20 protein-coding genes are annotated in these 20,496 nt (G+C 33.2%); 8 read left to right on the top strand and 12 right to left on the bottom strand.

All coding sequences use genetic code 11. From position 1 onward, the window contains the following. Nucleotides 1–144: 144 nt before the first annotated feature. The gene (gene rseP / locus GSY47_RS00435) at nucleotides 145–1,488 is read right to left on the bottom strand and encodes an RIP metalloprotease RseP (protein WP_179000752.1); all 1,344 of its coding nucleotides are present in this window, start codon (nucleotides 1,486–1,488) and stop codon (nucleotides 145–147) included. Between the two features lie 200 nt (nucleotides 1,489–1,688). Here rseP and namA point away from each other — a divergent pair, with 200 nt between their 5' ends. From namA to hflX, 7 genes are all read left to right on the top strand, one after another. After that, nucleotides 1,689–2,759, top strand: coding sequence for an NADPH dehydrogenase NamA (namA, locus tag GSY47_RS00430; RefSeq protein WP_219071026.1), 1,071 nt, complete (start codon nucleotides 1,689–1,691; stop codon nucleotides 2,757–2,759). Nucleotides 2,760–2,844: 85 nt separating this feature from the next. Next, on the top strand, nucleotides 2,845–3,888 hold the full coding sequence (locus GSY47_RS00425; RefSeq protein WP_179000748.1) for a Gfo/Idh/MocA family oxidoreductase: 1,044 nt from the start codon (nucleotides 2,845–2,847) through the stop codon (nucleotides 3,886–3,888). Between the two features lie 392 nt (nucleotides 3,889–4,280). After that, nucleotides 4,281–5,501, top strand: coding sequence for an MFS transporter (locus tag GSY47_RS00420; RefSeq protein ID WP_179000746.1), 1,221 nt, complete (start codon nucleotides 4,281–4,283; stop codon nucleotides 5,499–5,501). Between the two features lie 230 nt (nucleotides 5,502–5,731). Beyond that, on the top strand, nucleotides 5,732–6,895 hold the full coding sequence (locus GSY47_RS00415) for an IS3 family transposase (protein ID WP_179000744.1): 1,164 nt from the start codon (nucleotides 5,732–5,734) through the stop codon (nucleotides 6,893–6,895). Between the two features lie 129 nt (nucleotides 6,896–7,024). Next, a complete protein-coding gene (locus tag GSY47_RS00410) occupies nucleotides 7,025–7,621 on the top strand; it encodes a transposase (RefSeq protein ID WP_179000742.1) in 597 nt (198 codons plus the stop codon). A gap of 498 nt (nucleotides 7,622–8,119) precedes the next feature. Continuing rightward, nucleotides 8,120–8,977, top strand: a complete 858-nt coding sequence (locus tag GSY47_RS00405) for a hypothetical protein (protein WP_179000740.1) — start codon at nucleotides 8,120–8,122, stop codon at nucleotides 8,975–8,977. 164 nt (nucleotides 8,978–9,141) lie between these two features. Beyond that, on the top strand, nucleotides 9,142–10,371 hold the full coding sequence (gene hflX, locus GSY47_RS00400; RefSeq protein ID WP_179000738.1) for a GTPase HflX: 1,230 nt from the start codon (nucleotides 9,142–9,144) through the stop codon (nucleotides 10,369–10,371). A gap of 179 nt (nucleotides 10,372–10,550) precedes the next feature. On the opposite strand, the gene GSY47_RS00395 is transcribed toward hflX, so the two are convergent. From GSY47_RS00395 to GSY47_RS00370, 6 genes are all read right to left on the bottom strand, one after another. Continuing rightward, complete coding sequence (locus tag GSY47_RS00395) at nucleotides 10,551–11,501, bottom strand: DUF3078 domain-containing protein (RefSeq protein WP_179000736.1); 951 nt, start codon at nucleotides 11,499–11,501, stop codon at nucleotides 10,551–10,553. Between the two features lie 77 nt (nucleotides 11,502–11,578). Then, entirely contained in the window at nucleotides 11,579–12,088 is a 510-nt protein-coding gene (locus GSY47_RS00390; RefSeq protein WP_179000734.1) for a DUF2480 family protein, read from the bottom strand. 79 nt (nucleotides 12,089–12,167) lie between these two features. Next, on the bottom strand, nucleotides 12,168–12,491 hold the full coding sequence (locus GSY47_RS00385) for a DUF59 domain-containing protein (protein WP_179000732.1): 324 nt from the start codon (nucleotides 12,489–12,491) through the stop codon (nucleotides 12,168–12,170). Between the two features lie 77 nt (nucleotides 12,492–12,568). Next, on the bottom strand, nucleotides 12,569–12,994 hold the full coding sequence (locus tag GSY47_RS00380; protein ID WP_012023259.1) for a SufE family protein: 426 nt from the start codon (nucleotides 12,992–12,994) through the stop codon (nucleotides 12,569–12,571). Between the two features lie 2 nt (nucleotides 12,995–12,996). Beyond that, nucleotides 12,997–13,422, bottom strand: a complete 426-nt coding sequence (locus GSY47_RS00375; protein WP_179000730.1) for a hypothetical protein — start codon at nucleotides 13,420–13,422, stop codon at nucleotides 12,997–12,999. Between the two features lie 10 nt (nucleotides 13,423–13,432). Further along, nucleotides 13,433–14,647 carry an aminotransferase class V-fold PLP-dependent enzyme gene (locus GSY47_RS00370; RefSeq protein WP_179000728.1) on the bottom strand — a complete coding sequence of 405 codons (1,215 nt, stop codon included), beginning with the start codon at nucleotides 14,645–14,647 and terminating at the stop codon, nucleotides 13,433–13,435. Nucleotides 14,648–14,866: 219 nt separating this feature from the next. On the opposite strand from GSY47_RS00370, the gene GSY47_RS00365 reads away from it, so the two are divergent. Next, entirely contained in the window at nucleotides 14,867–16,216 is a 1,350-nt protein-coding gene (locus GSY47_RS00365) for a serine hydrolase domain-containing protein (RefSeq protein WP_179000726.1), read from the top strand. A 156-nt stretch (nucleotides 16,217–16,372) separates the two neighbouring features. On the opposite strand, the gene sufD is transcribed toward GSY47_RS00365, so the two are convergent. The 5 genes from sufD to sufB form a co-directional block, all read right to left on the bottom strand. After that, nucleotides 16,373–17,689, bottom strand: coding sequence for a Fe-S cluster assembly protein SufD (sufD, locus tag GSY47_RS00360; protein WP_179000724.1), 1,317 nt, complete (start codon nucleotides 17,687–17,689; stop codon nucleotides 16,373–16,375). A gap of 66 nt (nucleotides 17,690–17,755) precedes the next feature. Beyond that, nucleotides 17,756–18,502, bottom strand: a complete 747-nt coding sequence (gene sufC / locus GSY47_RS00355) for a Fe-S cluster assembly ATPase SufC (protein ID WP_179000722.1) — start codon at nucleotides 18,500–18,502, stop codon at nucleotides 17,756–17,758. 67 nt (nucleotides 18,503–18,569) lie between these two features. After that, nucleotides 18,570–18,842: a Txe/YoeB family addiction module toxin gene (locus GSY47_RS00350; RefSeq protein ID WP_135221552.1), complete on the bottom strand. Its 273-nt coding sequence runs from the start codon at nucleotides 18,840–18,842 to the stop codon at nucleotides 18,570–18,572. After that, nucleotides 18,833–19,030 carry a DUF2683 family protein gene (locus tag GSY47_RS00345; RefSeq protein WP_179000720.1) on the bottom strand — a complete coding sequence of 66 codons (198 nt, stop codon included), beginning with the start codon at nucleotides 19,028–19,030 and terminating at the stop codon, nucleotides 18,833–18,835. The genes GSY47_RS00350 and GSY47_RS00345 overlap by 10 nt, the downstream gene beginning before the upstream one ends. 16 nt (nucleotides 19,031–19,046) lie before the next feature. Next, nucleotides 19,047–20,495, bottom strand: a complete 1,449-nt coding sequence (gene sufB, locus GSY47_RS00340; RefSeq protein ID WP_179000718.1) for a Fe-S cluster assembly protein SufB — start codon at nucleotides 20,493–20,495, stop codon at nucleotides 19,047–19,049. Between the last annotated feature and the right edge of the window lies 1 nt (nucleotide 20,496).

Raw genomic sequence — 20,496 nt, 5'->3', positions numbered from 1 at the left:
GCTCGAACCAAGGACCCTCTGATTAACAGTCAGATGCTCTAACCAACTGAGCTAAGGAGGAAAGTATTGCTCTTTTTAGCGAGTGCAAATATAAAACTATTTTTAGTTTCTCAAAAACATTTTCACTCTTTTTTTGACTTTTTTTTACTTGCCAACAATGGCTTTGTAAATGTCGTTACCGTTAGCAAATAGTAGTAGTGAAATAAGTAAAACAAAACCAACCATTTGCGCGTTCTCTAGGAATTTATCGCTCGGTTTTTTACCGCTTACGATTTCATACAATAAAAACATCACGTGACCACCATCAAGAGCAGGAATTGGCAATAAATTCATAACTCCTAACATAATTGACAATAAAGCAGTGATGGACCAGAAAACTTCCCAGCTCCAAGAACTTGGAAAAATGTTGTAAATAGCCGCAAAACCACCTACTTGTTTGTACGCTTTAGTTTCTGGATTAAAAATCATTTTCAATTGTTTTCCGTAACCTACCAACTGATCTTTTCCTTTTTGAAGGCCAACCGGAATAGATTCGAAGAAACCATATTCTTTTTTACTGATTTTATAGTACCCCAATTTTTCTAATGATTTCATATCTAAACCGCCAGAAACAACTCCTAATTTACCATCATTGGTAACTTTTAAAGTAATTGGAGTTTCTTTTAAATCACGCAAAACAACCGCCGTAATTTGCTTTCCTTTGTTTATATCTAAAACAGCTTTAGCTTCATCAAAATATTTAATTTTTTCGCCGTTAAGAGAAAGAATCAAATCTTTTGGTTTTAAATTTTGATTTGGAGAATCTTCAGCAACCTGACTAATAGCAAAAGGTCTACGAATTCCAACAAGAAGACCTTTTTCTGTTTTAGAAAGCTGATCAATGAAATCGGTAGGCATTGTAAGAGTTTGTTGTTTCCCATTTCTTTCAATTAAAACATGTTTTGCCATAATGATATTTATGTTCATGTCTTTGTCAAAATTCTCTACATTTTTTCCATCAATCGAAATAATTTTGTCGCCTGTTTTAAAACCAGCTTTAAGCATCACTGGATTTTCAATCAGAACACCATCTTTTAAATCAGCATTAGCAATATAAGTATCGCCATAAGCGAAAGCCATTCCGATATAGATAATAAAAGCCAGAATAAAGTTTACAGTAACACCGCCAAGCATAATAATTAAACGCTGCCAAGCTGGTTTAGTACGAAATTCCCAAGGTTGTGGCTCTTGAGCCATCTGCTCTTTGTCCATACTTTCGTCAATCATTCCAGAAATCTTTACATAACCTCCTAACGGAAGCCATCCAATACCATATTCTGTTTCTCCGATTTTCTTTTTGAAAAGTGAATATTTAACATCAAAAAACAAATAAAATTTTTCGACTCTTGTTTTAAATAATTTAGCAGGGATAAAATGCCCTAATTCATGAAGAATAATAAGTAAAGATAAACTCAATAGAAATTGAGAGAGTTTGATAACTATATCCATTTTTTATTTTTAGTTCGTATTTAACGCACAAAAGTAGCGTTTTATAATTTAATTTAAGACCGCAAGATAATGTTTAAGGTTTTAAATGTTTGTTAATTAATAAACATTTAAATATCTCGTTTTAACAAGATGCCGTAACTTTACTTTTTTGAACATTACCTTATTTAATAGGTAGTATAAAACCATTAAAAGTTACAAGTATGGCTTCACAATTATTTTCTCCTTTAACTATAAAAAACATTACCCTAAAAAATAGAATTGCTATTTCGCCCATGTGTCAATATTCTGCCGAAGACGGCTTTGCAAACAATTGGCATTTGGTGCATTTAGGAAGTCGTGCCAGTGGCGGTGCAGGTTTAATTATTCAGGAAACAACAGCTGTTTCTCCTGAAGCCAGAATTTCGCCTTCTGATCTTGGAATATGGAAAGACGAGCATATCGAAAAACTAAAAGAAATCAATCAGTTTATTGTATCTCAGAATTCGATTCCCGGAATTCAATTGGCGCATGCTGGACGAAAAGCCAGTGTTTCGGCTCCTTGGCTGGGCAATAAAAAATTAGATTTCGCTCAAGGCGGATGGCAGACGGTTGCGCCAAGTGCGATTCCGTATCACGACAACGAACCGTTTCTTCCGGAAGCTTTAGATAAAAACGGAATTCAAAAAGTCATTTCAGATTTTAAATCGGCAACAAAAAGAGTAGTCGAAGCAGGCTATCAGGTTTTGGAAATTCATGCCGCGCACGGTTATTTATTACACCAATTTTTATCGCCTTTAACGAATGTAAGAACAGACGAATACGGCGGAAGTTTTGAAAACCGAATTCGTTTTACACTGGAAATTGTAGAAGCAGTTCAAACGGAATGGCCTTCAAATCTTCCATTATTGGTTAGAATCTCAGCAACAGATTGGGCAGAAGGCGGATGGAATCCAGAAGAATCGGTACAGCTTTCTAAAATATTAAAAGAAAAAGGAGTAGATTTAATCGATGTTTCGTCAGGCGGATTGGTTTCTCATCAAAAAATTACTCTTGGGCCAGGATACCAAGTTCCTTTTGCTGAAAAAGTAAAGAAAGAAGCAAATATCGCAACAGGAGCAGTTGGTTTAATTACTGAAGCCCAACAAGCCGAAGATATTTTAAATAACGGTCAGGCCGATTTGATTTTATTCGCCAGAGAATCATTAAGAAATCCGAATTTACCTTTGGATTTTGCCAAAGAACTAAACGCCGATATTCAATGGCCAAAACAATACGAAAGAGCTAAACTTTAATATTTTTTCCGCCACGAATTCACGAATTAAAGGTTTTATTAAAAAAAATAAATTCGTGAATTCGTGGCTAAAAAACCATAACAACATGCAGAAAATAAAAACAGCATTATTATCATACGGAATGTCGGGGAAAGTTTTTCACGCTCCGTTTTTAGATATTCATCAGGGATTTGAATTATTAGGTTCTTGGGAAAGAAGTAAAAAACTAATTCAGGAAGATTATCCATACGTGAAAAGTTATGCCACTCTGGACGAACTTTTGGCAGATGATGTAGATTTGGTAATTGTGAATACGCCAGTCGGAACGCATTACGAATATGCTAAAAAAGTACTTTTAGCAGGAAAACATGCGGTTGTTGAAAAAGCGTTCACTACAACTGCTGCGGAAGCAAAAGAACTCGCAAAGATTGCAAAAGATAAAGGAGTGAAATTAGCCGTTTTTCAAAACAGAAGATGGGACAGTGATTTCAAAACCGTTAAAAAAATTATAGATGACGGCGTTTTAGGAGATTTAGTCGAAGCTGAATTTCATTTTGACAGATACAATCCGTTATTGAGTCCAAAAGCGCATAAAGAAACGGCAAATGATGGTGCGGGAGTTCTGAAAGATTTAGGGCCACATATTATCGATCAGGCAGTGAGTTTATTTGGCTGTCCAAAATCAGTATTTGGAGATATCCGTGTAACGAGAGAAAACTCTGTAGTTGATGATTGGATTGATTTGACTTTGTTTTATGCTAATTTCAGAGTGAGAATAAAAGCAGGATTTTTTGTTAGAGAAGCCAATCCAGCGTATACGCTTCACGGAAAAAAAGGTTCGTTTTTAAAACCTCGCGGAGACGTACAAGAAGACGATTTAAAAGTAGGAAAAAAACCAAACTTAGATTCCTGGGGAACAGAAGATGAAAATTTACAAGGACTTTTGCATACTGAAATAGATGGTAAAATTGTGAGAGAAAAAGTACCAACGCTTCAAGGAAATTATTTCAGTTTTTTTGATGGTGTTTACGATTCTATTGCAAACCATAAACCAGAACCTGTTACCGCAGATGAAGGTGTAAAAGTAATGCAGATTATAGAAGCTGCCATTGCAAGCAATGCCCAACAAAAGGTAATCAGTATATCGTAAAGATTTTAATTATTTATAGATAACGTTATCATTCCGTAAGAATGTTTCATCGGTAGAAAAAAATAATGTCCAGTGGATTTCGTTTCATAGGGACGTTTGATATGTTGGAATGTAGAAAATGATGTCAAAATCAAATGTTTCTGCGGAACGATCAATAACATAAAAAAGAGGCTGTATCAATTTTGATGCAGCTTCTTTTTTTGTTTCAAATTAAAAAATGAAACAAATTATAATTCGACTAAACCCGAAAAATTGTAATTTTAATAAGAAGATTTCAATTAATAACCTTCGAATTTATAAACAATAACGTTGTAAATTGTGCATAACCCTAGGCTCTGTGCACTTTGCTAAGCGTTTTTAGTATTTTTGACAATATTCAATAAAAATTCAATATGCTGATAAACTTTAATCCATTAGCGCTTTTTCAAACCAAAGGGAAAATCAAGAAAGTATTTAGAGAAGCAAAAGCCTCTTATTTAAACCGAGTTCGATTTGCCGTTGGAATGTTTTATTTCGGAATGGGATTAAGTTTTGCAACTTGGGCGAGCCGAATTCCAGACATTAAAACAGCCTTGCATTTAACAGAAGGTGATTTAGGTTCTATACTTTTTGCGCTTCCAGTTGGTCAATTGGCAATTATGCCGTTTTCAGGAAAAATGGTAACAAAATTTGGAAGCCATCGTATTTTGATTTTCTCTCTTATCATGTATGTTTTCTGTCTTATTAATTTAGGATTGGCAACAACGGCATTGCAATTATCCCTTGGATTATTTCTGTTCGGTTTGTTTGGAAATCTTGCCAATATTGCCGTAAATACACAAGGCGTTTATACTGAAGTTTTATTCAAAAAAACAATCATGTCCTCATTTCACGGAATGTGGAGTTTTGCAGGATTCACAGGCGCATTGGTTGGATTGGGGATGTTGACTTTAAAATTAAATCCGTTGCATCATTTTATAATTGTTGGATTCATTGTTTTATTGATGGTGGCATTTAATTTTAAATTTTTGGTTAGAGCCAAAGAGAAGTCAAAAGCCAAAGAAGAGAAAAAAAAGCTATTTGTAAAACCAGATTCGGCTTTGCTTTGGCTGGGTGTTATCGGATTTTGCAGTATGGCGAGCGAAGGGGTTATGTTTGACTGGAGTGGTGTTTACTTTAAAGACATTGTAAAAGCGCCGGGACCGTTGGTTGTTCTAGGATATACTTCTTTTATGATTATGATGGCCAGCGGCAGATTCCTTGGCGATGGTCTAATCAATAAATTCGGTCGCGAGCGTGTTATGCAGATTAGCGGCGTTATGATTTCGGCTGGACTTTTTACGGCTGTTTTTCTTCCTTATATCGTTCCTTGCACCATTGCCTTTATGTTTGTTGGTTTGGGAGTTGCAACGATTGTTCCTACTGTTTATAGCATTGCAGGTAAAAATCCAACAGTTCCAGCAGGAGAAGCTTTAACAATTGTTTCGAGTGTGAGCTTCCTTGGCTTCTTAATGGGGCCGCCAGTAATTGGGCATATTGCGCAAAGTTTTGGACTTCAGTTTTCTTTTGCTTTTATTGGAATTTTTGGAGTGCTGATTGCTTTTATGGTTTCTAAAATTAGAACGACAGTTTAAGATTTAAAGCTTAAAAAACGACAGTTTATTATTGATTTTTTACGAAATTGATTTTATATGTAGATATTTTTTATATCGTTTCATTTGAGTAAAGGGAACTTATCGCAATCTAATTTGTAAAACTCATGATTAAAAGAATGTTTTAATCAAAAAATGATTTATAGAGAATATTAAACATTTTAAATAAAATGTATTAACTTAGTTATCAGTATTTTAATTGATTAAATCTGATGTTAAGGAAGCAAAGAATAATATATTCTCCTCTTTTTAAAGAACAAGCGGTACATTTAAGTTATAAAAGAGCCACTCTTAAAGAGCTGGCCATTGAACTTGAAATAAACCCAGCAAGATTAACTGAATGGCGTCAGATATATCAACAATTTGGTAAAGGAAGTTTTCCTGGAACGGGTAAGAAAAGGATAAATCCGGATAAAAAAGAAATTTTCGAACTTGAGCAAAAACTCAAAGAATCTGAACAAAAATTTGATATTTTGATAAATGGTTCGAAGTATCTATCAATGGGAAAATCTTTTGTTTTTTCGTTCATTAGTGAAAATGAAAAAATATATCCTATAAATAAAATGTGTCAGATTTTAGGAGTATCTGAAAGCACTTTTCGTGTATGGAAAAAGCAAGTTATTTCAGAAAGTCAAAAACGAATATTGCTACTTAGAACAAAAATCATTTCAATTTATTATGAGTTTAATAAACAATACGGATCTGTTAAAATCACCAGAGAACTTAATAACAGAGGAACCAAAATATCAATAGCACAAGTAGCATTTCACATGAAAGAAATGGGCTTGTATAGGAAGCTTAAACGTAGATTTAAAGTAACTACAGATTCAAAACACAATTTATTTACTTCTCCAAATGTATTAAACAGAAATTTTTCTGTAAATGCACCTTCAAAAGTATGGGTTTCAGATATAACCTATATACAAATAGATAAAAGATTTATGTATTTGACTATAATTATGGATTTATATGATAGAAAAATAATTGGTTGGAACTTAGGGACTAGTTTGTCTGTTAAAAGTACCGTTTTACCTGCCTGGGAAATGGCAATAAGTAATCGAGAAATTAAAGACTTTTTAATATTTCACTCTGATAGAGGGGTACAATATGCAAGTAGAGCTTTTGTACATAAATTAGATTCTTATCAATGTGTAACAAGAAGTATGAACCGTAAAGGGAATCATCTTGATAATGCCGTAGCTGAGAGCTTTTTCAATACGCTAAAAAGAGAATTAATACATAGGCAAACTAAATTCCTATCTAAAAAAGAAATGAGAGAAAAAATATTTGATTTTATAGAAAATTGGTACAATAAAAAAAGAATACATTCAGCTTTGAATTTTAAAAACATAGAAGAGTTTAACCAAGATAATTAACTTTGAGATTTAGCTTTTTTTAATTATCAATTTAAAACTTAAAAGTAGTTTGCTAATGATATGAATTTATTTATCAAAAACCATTTTCTAATTTAATATTTAAGGCACGTAAATAAAATTTTTGCAAAAATGAAAAAGAAACCAATGGTTTATAGCTTTGATTTCAAGGTAGAGGCTGTCAAATTAAGTTATGAAAGAGGCAATATTGCAGAAGTTGAAAAAGAACTTAATATAACTTCTTCATTACTTACCAGATGGAGACAGGATTATCAAAAATATGGAACTGGAAGTTTTCCGGGTACAGGTACTTTGAGATTAAGTCCAGATGATAAAAAAAAATATGAACTTAAAAAAAAAATTAAAGATTTAGATTTGAAGTTTGAAATTTTTAAGAAAGCAGGAGATTGTATGTATCAAGGAAAATTTGAAATTTTTCAATTTATACGAAATCATGAAAAAAATTACTCTATAAGAAAGATGTGCAAAGTATTAAATTTTAGTACACGTACCTATAGTAATTGGAAAAACCAGAGTCTTTCGGAAGCACAACAAAAAAGAATTTTAATAAAAGAAGAAATTACGAAAGTTTTTTTCAATTTTCAACAGCGATATGGTGCGCAAAGAATAGCAAAAATACTCCAAAAAAACGGTTATAAAATATCTAGTTCAACGACAAAAAGATATATGTGTGAATTAGGTTTATATTGTAAAATTTCTAAAAATTAAACTAAAGCAGGATAAACCTGTCTTTGTTTTTTATTATAAAAACCAAAACTAATTAAGTTTAATGTTGAAATTAAAGCAACAAATTTTCTCGTGCATTTTTTTTCGATTCTCTGAATTTTTAAGTTAATATTTTGTCATCTCTTTTAGATATTGTGTTTTTGAAATATATCACAAACTGAGAGCTGACAATTATTTACAAATAGTTTGTTTCGTTATTTACGATTTATTGCACTATTCTGATATACTTAAATCGTATACATAAACTTTTAAGAACTTTAAATTGCATTTTTAATTTTTTGTTTTTCAAATAGATAAAACAATATAAACAAAAATCAGTGTAAAACTATTTGGTGAAAAGTAGGAGATAATTTTTATTTTAATAAATAATGGGTTGGTTTTTAGGTTTTTATTGAAAAGTTTGTAGTTTTTGTATTTCAAATTCTTAAAATCTAATTGATTTTTGTATTTTGGTCATCCCAAATCAATACAAAAACAAATATGAGAACCTACTTTGCTGCCATCTTATTGATGGTGTTTCCATTCTTGATGCATAGTCAAGATGATGTTAAACTAAAGCAGATTAACATTGTAAAAACAAATTACCAAAACTCTAAAGACGGTGAAATTGTAAATAAAACAATGGTCTTTAAAGACGGGAAACTTCAGACAATCACAACTTCAGATGTCGTACAGCATTTCTATTACAATAAAAACGGATTATTAGATATGACCGTTAAAGATAAAATAGGAAGCGACTGGAAAGAAGTAATTAACTATACTTACAACGCTGATAATAATATTACCAAATTTGTAAAAAAATATCAGGAAGGGCCAAATTATATCACCAAAACAGTTTCATTTGTTTATGAAGGCGCAAGGATAAAAGTAACTACTAAAAGCAGTACTAATCATCAAAACTTATTAGATGATATTGAATACCTTGTTGAAAACGGAATCATTGTAAGACGTACTTCTCGCGATAGAAATAAAGCTATTATTGGAAAATTAGAATATGTTTATGTAAACGATAATGTCTCTAAACACAGAGGTTTAGTTGGAGATAAAATCTCTAAAACCTTTACTTATGATGATAAAAAATCGGTAGATCAATTGATTGTTCAGAATCTTTTTGGAGATAATTATAAAGTGATTGTGCCAATGATCTCCTACCATGAGGAGGAATTTCCTTTTGAAGCGATTTCATATAATAATGAAATGAATTTCAGTCCGTCATCTACAGCATTAGTTGCGGTAAGCAGAAAATATAAATACAACAAATTAAACTTTCCAATTTCTTGTTCTCAGATAGAAGAAAATGGAATTGTAAAAACCGAAAAAACGTTTATTTACGAGTAAACGTTTCATACTGAGAGACCAATTCAGATAAATGGAATTTTGTTGAGGTAAAACTTAACGAGGTTCCATTTTTTATTGTCTGCAAGCAGTATATAAATTTAAAAACGAAATTGTATAATTGATTGTAGCTTACAAATCATTAAATTTGCAGCTTATTCAAGACTATGTTAGAAAAAGAAGTTATAAATTTTGAGAGAACCGTAATTGTAGGTATCGTTACTCAAAATCAAAGTGAAGAGAAACTAAATGAATATTTAGACGAATTAGAGTTTCTGACTTTTACCGCAGGCGGTGAAGTCATTAAACGCTTTTCGCAAAAAATGGAGCGCCCAAATCCCAAAACTTTTGTGGGTACGGGAAAAATTGATGACATTAATCTTTTTGTAAAAGAGAACAAAATATCGACTGTAATTTTTGATGATGAGCTTACGCCTTCACAGCAAAAAAATATTTCTAGAATTATTGATTGTAAAATTCTGGATAGAACCAATTTGATTCTGGATATTTTTGCACAAAGAGCCGAAACTTCGTATGCAAGAACTCAGGTAGAACTGGCGCAGTGCCAATATTTACTGCCAAGACTTTCTGGTTTATGGACACACCTTGAGCGTCAAAAAGGAGGTATCGGGATGCGTGGACCTGGAGAAACAGAGATTGAAACGGATAGACGTATTGTGCGTGACCGAATTTCGTTATTGAAAGATAAAATCAAAACGATTGACAAACAGATGAGTATTCAGCGAAGCAATCGAGGTGCAATGGTTCGTGTGGCTTTGGTTGGATATACCAATGTTGGAAAATCGACTTTGATGAATGCGATTGGAAAAAGCGATGTTTTTGTTGAGAACAAATTGTTTGCGACTTTAGATACAACGGTTCGAAAAGTGGTAATCAAAAACCTGCCGTTTTTACTTTCTGATACCGTTGGTTTTATTCGAAAACTGCCAACACAATTGGTAGATTCTTTTAAAAGTACATTGGATGAGGTTCGTGAAGCCGATTTACTTTTACATGTCGTAGATATTTCGCACCCTGATTTTGAGGATCATATAGAATCTGTAAACAAGACGCTGCAGGAAATTAAAAGCAATGATAAACCAACTATTATGGTTTTTAATAAAATCGATGCTTATAAACACCTGACCATTGATGAAGATGATTTGATTACTGAAAAAACCAGAAAACATTGGACACTTGACGAATGGAAACAAACTTGGATGAGTAACGTTGGAGAAGATAATGCGTTATTTATTTCGGCTAGAAACAAAGAGAATTTTGAAGAATTCAGAGAAGTAGTATACGAAGCGGTTCGACAAATTCATATTACTCGTTTTCCTTACAATAAATTCTTGTATCCTGATTATAAAGATGCAATAGAAAAAGAAGAAGAATAAAAATAGAAACGGCTTTTGAAAATTTTCAAAAGCCGTTTTTTTATGTTTAAAAGAAACTTATTGTTTGAATTTAGCCCCGATGGAGGCGGTATCCTTGCTGGCCCGACGTCGGGCTAGTAAGATAAAGCCGAGAGCGGGAACTATGTTTATTAAAAAGCCTATTGTTTGGCTTCTAATTATTAAAATCCAAAATTAACACCTAAGCCAAATACTTGTCTAGTTTGAAGTCCTCTGAATGCATTGTCATCATATATCGCTTGAAAAGCAAAATTGGCAGACAAGAATTTGTTGATTTTCATAATGATGTTCAAAGAATAATTGATATCTACATTTTGAGGATCTTCTAGATAATTAGAATATAAATTAAGTGTGTTTTCTGCTGTTACATTCGTCATAATGGCTAGTTTGTAATAAACTGACGCATAAAAACCCAGTTCATAACGCATGGTTTTGCCTTCGTCAACACCAAAATAAGCGCCATCAACATAAGGCAAGCCTGTAAATCTATCAATTCCGCTTGTATAAGCATTGTCTACAAACGTGAATTTTGAAGTCAGAGGGGCAAAATTTATTTTCAGATTTTCATCTTTCGACCAATAAATACCAGGTCCAACAGTCAGATATCCAGGAGACATAAATTTAGTTTGTTCCGTTCTAATTTCTTTTCCGTTAGCATCCTGTCCATAAATATATCCTGTCGTAAATTGAGTTCTAAAATTTAGGAAGAATGAGTAGTACCATTCGCCAAAAGCTCTTTTTCCTACGATTGAGTTAAACTCTAAACGGTCGTCTGTTTTTTTGCTGAAATCAGTATTTTTGGTTTGCAATATCCCATACGAAGCCAAGACTTTGTTGTCCCAAGTTACATCGTCTTTTTTATAATTGAAATCATAATTGATTCCTAAAGTTCCAGAGAAACTATCTTCACCACCCGCGATCCAGTTGTTGAAGCTTGATTGATTTAATAAAAGGGATACTGTACCTTTTGCTTTCCAGCCTTCTTTTTCAATTGTATCATTGAGTTTTTTTACGGCTTTTTCGGTATTTTGGGCTAATTCTTTTTCAGTATTTTGAGCTTGAACAAAAGTAAGGTTTGCTAAAACGAAGAGTAATAAAAAAATCTTTCTCATGGTATTTAGTTTAAGTGTGTTATCAAATATACTAAAAACCAATCGAAAGATAAAGGTTGACCGGCGGTTATTGCAGGTTATTTCTTAGATTGTTTATATAAAGGTACTGCAGAACATGCTTCGCCGTACATGATGCTTCTTGCAAAAGATTGAAGATTATTAGTCGCTAAAATATAAGCGCGCATTGGAACTGGTTTTCTAGAACAGCCTTTTACGATTACAGGTTTGTCTGCATAAACAGAGTAATCTATTTTACTTAGGATTTCTTCGTAAAGGCTTGCATCAAGATCTTCTATATTTCCGTTTACCACTTTTTTAGCAAAAGGTGCTAAATGAACTCCAACTAAAATTAAAGCCCAAGCTGGAATAATCGCATCTGTACTGCAATGTACAGCAACATATTGATCTTGATATTGTGACCAATCGTGGTTTTTAAGATGCTCTCTAAAGTCTTTTTCTTTCAATAGAAATCCTTCCAAAAGCCATTGTGAAATGTCAATTTGAGTACGGATTCCTTTTGGATAATAATCCTCAAGATCAAAAACTTCTAAAGCACTATTGGCAACTTTATTGATGATTTCTTCCATAATTTTATAGTCAGCAGTGGTCAGTTTTTAGTGTTCAGTAATTTCTGAACACTAAAAACTAAATACTGAACACTTTATATTAAAGCATTCCTAATTCTAATTTTGCTTCTTCGCTCATTAAATCTTTGCTCCAAGGCGGATCGAAAGTAATTTCAACGTCAACATCTTTAATGTTTTCGATTGTTTTTACTTTCTCTTCTACTTCTCTTGGTAAGCTTTCTGCAACTGGGCAGTTTGGCGAAGTTAAAGTCATAAGAATTTTTACTTCGTAATCTGTATTTACCATTACGTCGTAAATTAATCCTAATTCATAAATATCTACAGGAATCTCAGGATCGTAAATACCTTTTAAAATTCTTACGATTGATTCTCCTAATTCGTTTGTGTCTATTTCTTGGCTCATTTTGTATTTGTTTTTTCCGCCACGAATTCACTAATTTTCAATTGGAGAAATTCGTGAATTCGTGGCGAATTTTAAATCTAATTTTTGTTTTTAGCGTCAAAAGCCAAAGCGTACATTTTGATGTTTTTGATCATCGAAACCAAACCATTGGCGCGCGTTGCTGATAAATGTTCTTTTAATCCAATTTCGTCTATAAAATCAGTATCCGCTTCTAAGATATCTTTTGCTTTTTGATTCGAGAACGCACGAATTAAAATCGCAATTATTCCTTTTGTCAAAATAGCGTCACTGTCTGCTGTAAAAACGATTTTGTCATCATTTTGTTCGCCTTGCAGCCAAACTTTTGACTGACAACCTTTGATTAAATTGTCGTCTGTTTTATATTCTTCTTTAATTAACGGAAGACTTTTTCCTAGTTCAATAATGTATTCATAACGCTGCATCCAGTCGTCGAACATCGAAAATTCGTCTATTATTTCGTCTTGTATTTCTTTTATCGTCATAATTATTCTTTAGCAAAATCAACTAATAAATTTACTAGTTTTTCGATTTCTTTTGGCGGAAAACCATTGTCGAAACCAGGTGTTTCATAGGTTTTTCCGTCTTTAGTTATTTTTAAATTTCCTATTGCGGCACCATCATAAGTTCGTTTATCTGTGGGTGCTTTTAATGCTGAAAGATTGTCTAAATTCACTTTAGAATATGCAGCAACAATCTCATTCCATTTTGCATCATCAATATTGATTTTTTCAGGCTCAGCATTACGTTGCTTAGTAACCAAAACGGTTTTGTTTTGCGCAACTATAGTTTTGTAATAACCTCTTGAGTGTGCTGAATATTCGATTTGAGTTGAAGTCATATCTGTTTTTTTCTGACTGCAACATCCAGTTGCAATACAAAGAGTTAAAAGCAATAAAGACAATATTCTCATAAGATATTTTTTAGCTTAGCATTGTTTGCGCTTTCTTAACTGCATCCACCATGGCATCAATTTCTTCTTTTGTATTGTAAAAAGAAAAAGAAGCACGGATCGTTCCCGGAATGCAGAAGAAATTCATAATCGGTTGTGCACAATGATGTCCAGTTCTAACTGCAATTCCTAATTTGTCGATAATAGAACCAATATCATAAGGATGTATTCCATCAATATTAAACGAAACTACAGACGCTTTATTTTTTCCAGTTCCGTAGATTTTTAAACCTTCAATTTCAGATAGACGTTTTGTAGCGTGTTCTAAAAGTTCGTGTTCGTATGCTTGAATATTTTCGAAACCAATACTGTTTAAGTAATCAATCGCAGTTCCTAAAACAATTCCGCCCGCAATGTTTGGCGTTCCAGCTTCAAATTTATGTGGAAGATCTGCATAAGTTGTTTTTTCGAAAGTAACTTCTTTGATCATTTCGCCCCCGCCTTGATAAGGAGGGAGTTTGTTCAGCCATTCTTCTTTTCCGTAAAGAATTCCAGTTCCTGTTGGCCCACACATTTTATGTCCTGAAAAAGCATAAAAATCGCAGTCTAATTCTTGAACGTCTGGTTTTAAATGCGGAACCGCCTGAGCACCATCAATTAAAACTGCAGCGCCTACCGCATGGGCTTTATCAATAATATATTTTATCGGATTAATGATTCCGAGTGCATTTGAAATATGATTTACCGTAACGACTTTTGTTTTTTCCGAAAGTAAAGCATCAAATTCTTCCAAAATCAATTCTCCATTATCATTGATTGGAATTACTTTTAAAGTTGCTCCAGTTTTTTCGCATAACATTTGCCAAGGCACAATATTAGAATGGTGTTCCAATGAAGAAACAATTACTTCGTCGCCTGGTTTTAAAATTGAAGCAAAACCGTTTGAAACTAAGTTAATTCCGTGTGTTGTTCCTGAAGTAAAAAGTACTTCATGAGAAAATCGGGCATTAATATGCTCTTGTACTTTTCCGCGTGAAACCTCATAAGCATCAGTTGCTAACTGGCTTAAAGTGTGAACACCACGATGGATGTTGGCATTAATTTCCTGATAATATTTTACTTCTGCATCGATCACAACTTGCGGTTTTTGCGAAGTAGCTCCGTTATCGAAATATACTAATGGCCTTCCGTTTACAGTTTGTGAAAGTATCGGGAAATCAGCTCTTATTTTTTGAATATCTAGCATGTCTTATTTAGAAAAAATCTATCTACAAAAGTACTAAAACTAAATTTGTTTATACAGGAATTCTATAATTTCCTTTTATGATACCATTGTCACGATGCGTAAATGCTGATTTGGTAAAAATCGATTCTATTTTCTGAATTATCTCAAACAGATTTGTTGTTTCGGTCCTAAAATCATGAACATAAATTATTTATATTGCAATAAAAATACTAACATATCATGAAAAAATTTCTCAAAGTACTTTTGCTTGTAGTGGTTCTTGCTCTTTTGTATTTCGGATTTACGACTTATCCAAAGCTTGATTTAATTTCTGGTTTTTCGGCCAAAAGTGTTGCGTCTGGTCATTTTATTGATAATCGTCCGTTAGATTTAATTCAGAAAACCGACAATGATATCGATATGATTGATTTGGCTAAAAATTCAATCGATGATGCCGGAAAATTTGCTGTTTCTTCTGTTTACGGATTAAAAGAAAGGAAAGCGATTTACAGAGAGGGTTTAGGTGCTTTATTGATTAATGATGATTATGATGTTTCAAAACCATATTTACTTCCAAAGAGAACAAAATTGGTTAATAATCTCCCTTTTCCATATGGAAATAACGAACCGAAAGATACCGCTTTCGCGAATGTGGATTACACAAAATTAAAAAAAGCAATTGATGATTCTTTTGATAAAGATGGCGGAAAAGCAAAACGCACACGCGCCGTTGTGGTTTTATATAAAGACAAATTAATTGGCGAAAAATACGATACAGGTTTCAATAAAGACAGTAAAATTTTAGGCTGGTCGATGACAAAAAGCATTACAAGTTCGGCTTTTGGTGTTTTGGCGAAACAAGGAAAAATTGATATTTATAAACCTGCCCCAGTTGTAGAATGGAAAAATGATGAGCGTAAAAATATTACGCTTAATGATTTGCTTCATATGAATTCTGGTCTGGAATGGGAAGAGAATTATAGCACGATCTGTGATGCTACAAAAATGCTTTTCCAGGCAGAAGATATGGGAAAAGTGCAATTGGATAAACCAGCTCAATTTAAACCTAATACACATTGGAATTATTCATCAGGAACAACTAATTTATTGTCTTTAATTTTAAGAAGACAATTCAAGACGCAGCAAGAGTATCTTGATTTTTGGTATAGCGCTGTAATCGATAAAATTGGAATGAATTCGATGATTGTCGAACAAGATATGTCTGGAACTTTTGTAGGTTCATCTTACGGATGGGCAACACCAAGAGATTGGTCTAAATTTGGATTATTATACCTTCATAAAGGAAATTGGAACGGCGAACAAATTCTAGACGAAAGCTGGGTAAAATACACTGCAACTCCAACCAATACTTCTGAAGCAAAATATGGTGCTCAATTTTGGTTAAATGCCGGAGGAAAATTCCCAGATGTTCCTAGAGATATGTTTTATTGTAGTGGATATCAAGGTCAAATGGTAGCGATTATTCCGTCTTTGGATATGGTTATTGTGAGAATGGGAGTGAGGGAAGGTGATAAAAATTTTGATTTTAATGGATTTTTGAAAGGGATAATTGAGAGTGTGAAGAAATAGATTGTTCTCTTCCTGCAAGGTTTTCAAAACCTTGTAGGTATAGAAACGTAAATATAAATACCTACAAGGTTTTGGAAACCTTGCAGGAGAAGCAAATAAAAAAACCGATAAACTTTTAAAGCTTATCGGTTTTCTAGTTTTCTAAAATAGAATTTTTTACAAATCAAATCCTAAATTCACCCCTAATTTCATGGCAATGATTTTAGTAATTCTTTGTTTTAATTCTGGTATTTTGATGCTTTCGATAACGGCATTTGAGAATGCGTACATCAATAAAGCTTTAGCTTCTTTTTGAGGAATACCACGAGATTGCATGTAGAACATTGCTGTTTCATCCAATTGTCCAACTGTACAACCGTGAGAACATTTTACATCATCAGCAAAAATCTCTAATTGCGGTTTTGCGTTGATTGTTGCTTTGTCGCTCAATAAAATATTGTTACTTTTTTGGAAAGCATTTGTTTTTTGAGCTTCTTTTTCTACCAAAACTTTTCCGTTGAAAACTCCTGTTGAGCGATCAGAAAAAATTCCTTTATAATCCTGGAAACTTTCGCAATTTGGCGTTGCGTGGTTTACCAAAGTATAGTGATCAACGTGTTGTTTGTCGTTTAAGATCGAAATTCCGTTTAATGTACTTGTCAATCTTTCTCCGAAATGGTAAAAGTTTAAGTTGTTACGAGTTAAATTTCCTCCAAATGAGAAAGTATGAACTGAAGCATGGCTTTCTTGTTGTTGAGAAACATAAGTATTATCAACTAAGTTTGCTTCGCTGTTGTCGTTTTGAATTTTGTAATAATCAACAATTGCACGTTTTTGAGCAAAAATCTCTGTAACAGAGTTTGTTAAAACCGGATTTTCGTTCAAACTTTGGTGACGCTCGATAATTTGAACATGTGAATTTTCGCCCACAATAACCAAATTTCTTGGCTGCACCATTAAAGCTGCTTCATTTCCAGTTGAGAAATACATGATCTCAATTGGTTTGTCCGCTACTTTTTTCTTTGGAATATTGATAAAAGCACCTTCCATAGCAAAAGCAGTATTCAATGAAGTTAAACTATCATCTTTACTCGCAATTTGATTAAAGTACGTATCAATAACCATTTTATATTTTGGTTTGGTCAATGCCGATGACATCAAACAAACATCGATTCCGTCATGAGTTGTAGAAGACAAATGCGAACTGAAAACCCCATCGATAAATACTAATTTGTAAGTATCAATTTCGTGTAAAAAGTATTTTTTTACCTGATTAAATTCGATTGCATTTTCCTGCTTTGGAAAAACCGTAAAGTCATTTTTTAAGATGGCATTTAGCGATGTATATTTCCAAGCTTCTTCTTTTTTGGTTGGGAAACCTTTATTTTCGAAGTTTTTTAAAGCATTTGTGCGTATGTCATGTAAATCTGAATGTACATCGACACGCTCTTCAAAAGCCATAAAAGACGATACTAATTTTTCTTTTAAATCCATTTCTTTAGTTGTAAGTTATGAGTTATAAGTTATGAGTTTCTGCAAACTGTAAACTGTAACTGTAAACTAGTTTTCTGCTTTGATCCAGTCGTATCCTTTTTCTTCCAGTTCGTAAGCCAATTCTTTTCCACCAGATTTTACAATTCTTCCGTTGTAAAGAACGTGAACGAAATCAGGAACAATATAATCTAACAAACGTTGGTAGTGCGTGATAACAATAATTGCGTTTTTGTCGCTTTTTAATTTATTCACACCATTTGCAACGATTCTTAAAGCATCGATATCAAGACCAGAATCGGTTTCGTCAAGGATAGCTAATTTTGGCTCTAACATTGCCATTTGGAAGATTTCGTTTCTTTTTTTCTCTCCTCCAGAAAAACCTTCGTTAAGAGAACGAGAAAGAAATTTACGGTCGATTTCCAATAGTTCCGATTTCTCACGAATTACTTTCAACATTTCGTTAGCCGGCATTTCTTCTTGTCCGTTTGCTTTACGAGTTTCGTTGATAGCTGTTTTCATGAAGTTAGTAACGCTAACTCCAGGAATTTCTACCGGATATTGAAAAGAAAGGAAAACTCCTTTGTGTGCTCTTTCTTCAGGAGCTAAATCGCCAAGATCTTCTCCGTCAAGAATAACTTCTCCATCTGTAACTTCGTAGTTTTCGTTTCCTGCAATAACAGCAGAAAGTGTACTTTTTCCAGAACCGTTTGGTCCCATTATCGCGTGAACTTCTCCAGCTTTAACTTCTATATTAATTCCTTTAAGGATTTCTTTATCACCAATTGAGGCGTGAAGGTTTTTTATTGATAACATCTTATTTATTTGAAAATTTAGATAATTTGAAATTCGAAAATTTCAAGATTGCTATTTTTTATTTTTTTTATTCGTAATGTCCTTTTAAAGAGAGAATCTCCAATATTTCGATAGTTCCTTCGTCAGTAACTCGGTATATTATTCTGTGTTCTCTATTTATTCTTCTAGACCACTTTCCTGAAAGTTCATATTTTAATGGTTCTGGTTTTCCTATGCCTTCAAAAGGATGAAGTAAAATATCTGCAATTAAAGCTGTAATTTTATTCATGACTGCTTTATTCCCAGATTTTTTCCAATATTCTCTGTCTTTTAGAGCTTTTTCAGAATAAATTACTTCCACAAATCTTCCAAGTCTATTTTAACTCCTTTACCATCTTTTATACTTTGCTCGGCATCTAGAATCTCTTTTACAAATTCTGGATTATATGGTTTCTCTTTCTCTTCAATAATTTCAAAACCAAGAGATTTTGCCAGTGATTTTAAAACTGGAAAATCTTTTTTCTTTACATTTTTTAAGATGATATCCATATATTCTAGTTTTTAATTATCCTACAGATCCTTCTAAAGAAATCTCTAATAATTTTTGAGCTTCCACAGCAAATTCCATTGGAAGTTTGTTCAACACATCTTTACTGAAACCATTTACAATTAAGGCAATCGCTTTTTCAGTCGGAATACCTCTTTGGTTGCAATAGAAAACCTGATCTTCTCCAATTTTACTTGTAGTTGCTTCGTGCTCGATTTTTGCTGATGGATTTTTACTTTCGATGTAAGGGAAAGTATGAGCTCCACAGTTATTGCCCATTAACAAAGAATCACACTGAGAAAAGTTTCTTGCGTTCTCCGCTCTTGGCGAGATTTGCACTAAACCACGGTAGCTATTTTGTGATTTTCCAGCCGAAATACCTTTAGAAATAATAGTCGATTTAGTGTTTTTTCCTAAATGGATCATTTTAGTTCCAGTATCTGCTTGTTGGTGATTATTGGTTACAGCGATAGAATAAAATTCTCCAACTGAATTGTCTCCTTTTAATACACAAGAAGGATATTTCCAAGTTACAGCAGAACCTGTTTCAACTTGTGTCCAAGAAATTTTAGCGTTAGTTTCGCATAAACCCCTTTTAGTTACGAAGTTGTAAACTCCACCTTTTCCTTCTTTGTTTCCTGGGAACCAGTTTTGAACGGTAGAATATTTAATTTCAGCATCATCCAAAGCGATTAATTCAACCACAGCAGCGTGTAATTGGTTTTCATCACGGCTTGGAGCTGTACAGCCTTCAAGATAAGAAACGTAACTACCTTCATCGGCAATAACTAGAGTTCTTTCGAATTGTCCCGTTCCTGCTTGATTGATTCTGAAATAAGTTGAAAGTTCCATTGGACATTTAACGCCTTTTGGAATATAACAGAAACTTCCATCAGAGAAAACCGCTGAGTTTAATGCTGCGTAGAAGTTGTCTTTTTGTGGTACAACAGTTCCTAAATATTTTTTTACTAATTCAGGATGTTCTTTGATAGCTTCAGAAATTGGACAGAAAATAATTCCTTTTTCAGCCAATGTTTTCTTGAAAGTTGTTGCTACAGAAACAGAATCGACCACAATATCCATAGCGACATTGTTCATCATTTTTTGTTCATCAACAGAAATCCCAAGTTTTTTGTACATCTCTAATAATTCCGGATCAACATCATCCAAAGTTTTATTAGGATCTACTTGTTTTGGAGCCGAATAGTAAGAGATTGCCTGAAAATCTGGTTTTTCGTAATGTACGTTTGCCCACTCTGGTTCGATCATTTCTTTCCAAGCACGGAAAGCTTCGATACGCCATTCGGTCATCCATTCAGGTTCTTCTTTTTTAAGCGAAATAGCTCTCACGATGTCTTCGTTTAAGCCAATAGGGAAAGTTTCAGATTCTATATTGGTATAAAATCCGTACTCATATTCTTTAGTTTCCAGTTCGATTTTTAAATCGTCTTCTGTGTATTTGCTCATT

Origin of the sequence: Flavobacterium quisquiliarum (assembly GCF_019308285.1) — a bacterium.
In the GTDB taxonomy this organism is placed as follows: domain Bacteria; phylum Bacteroidota; class Bacteroidia; order Flavobacteriales; family Flavobacteriaceae; genus Flavobacterium; species Flavobacterium quisquiliarum.
The sequence above is the reverse complement of the archived record's forward strand: the minus strand, read 5'-3'. Positions and strand labels throughout refer to the sequence as shown.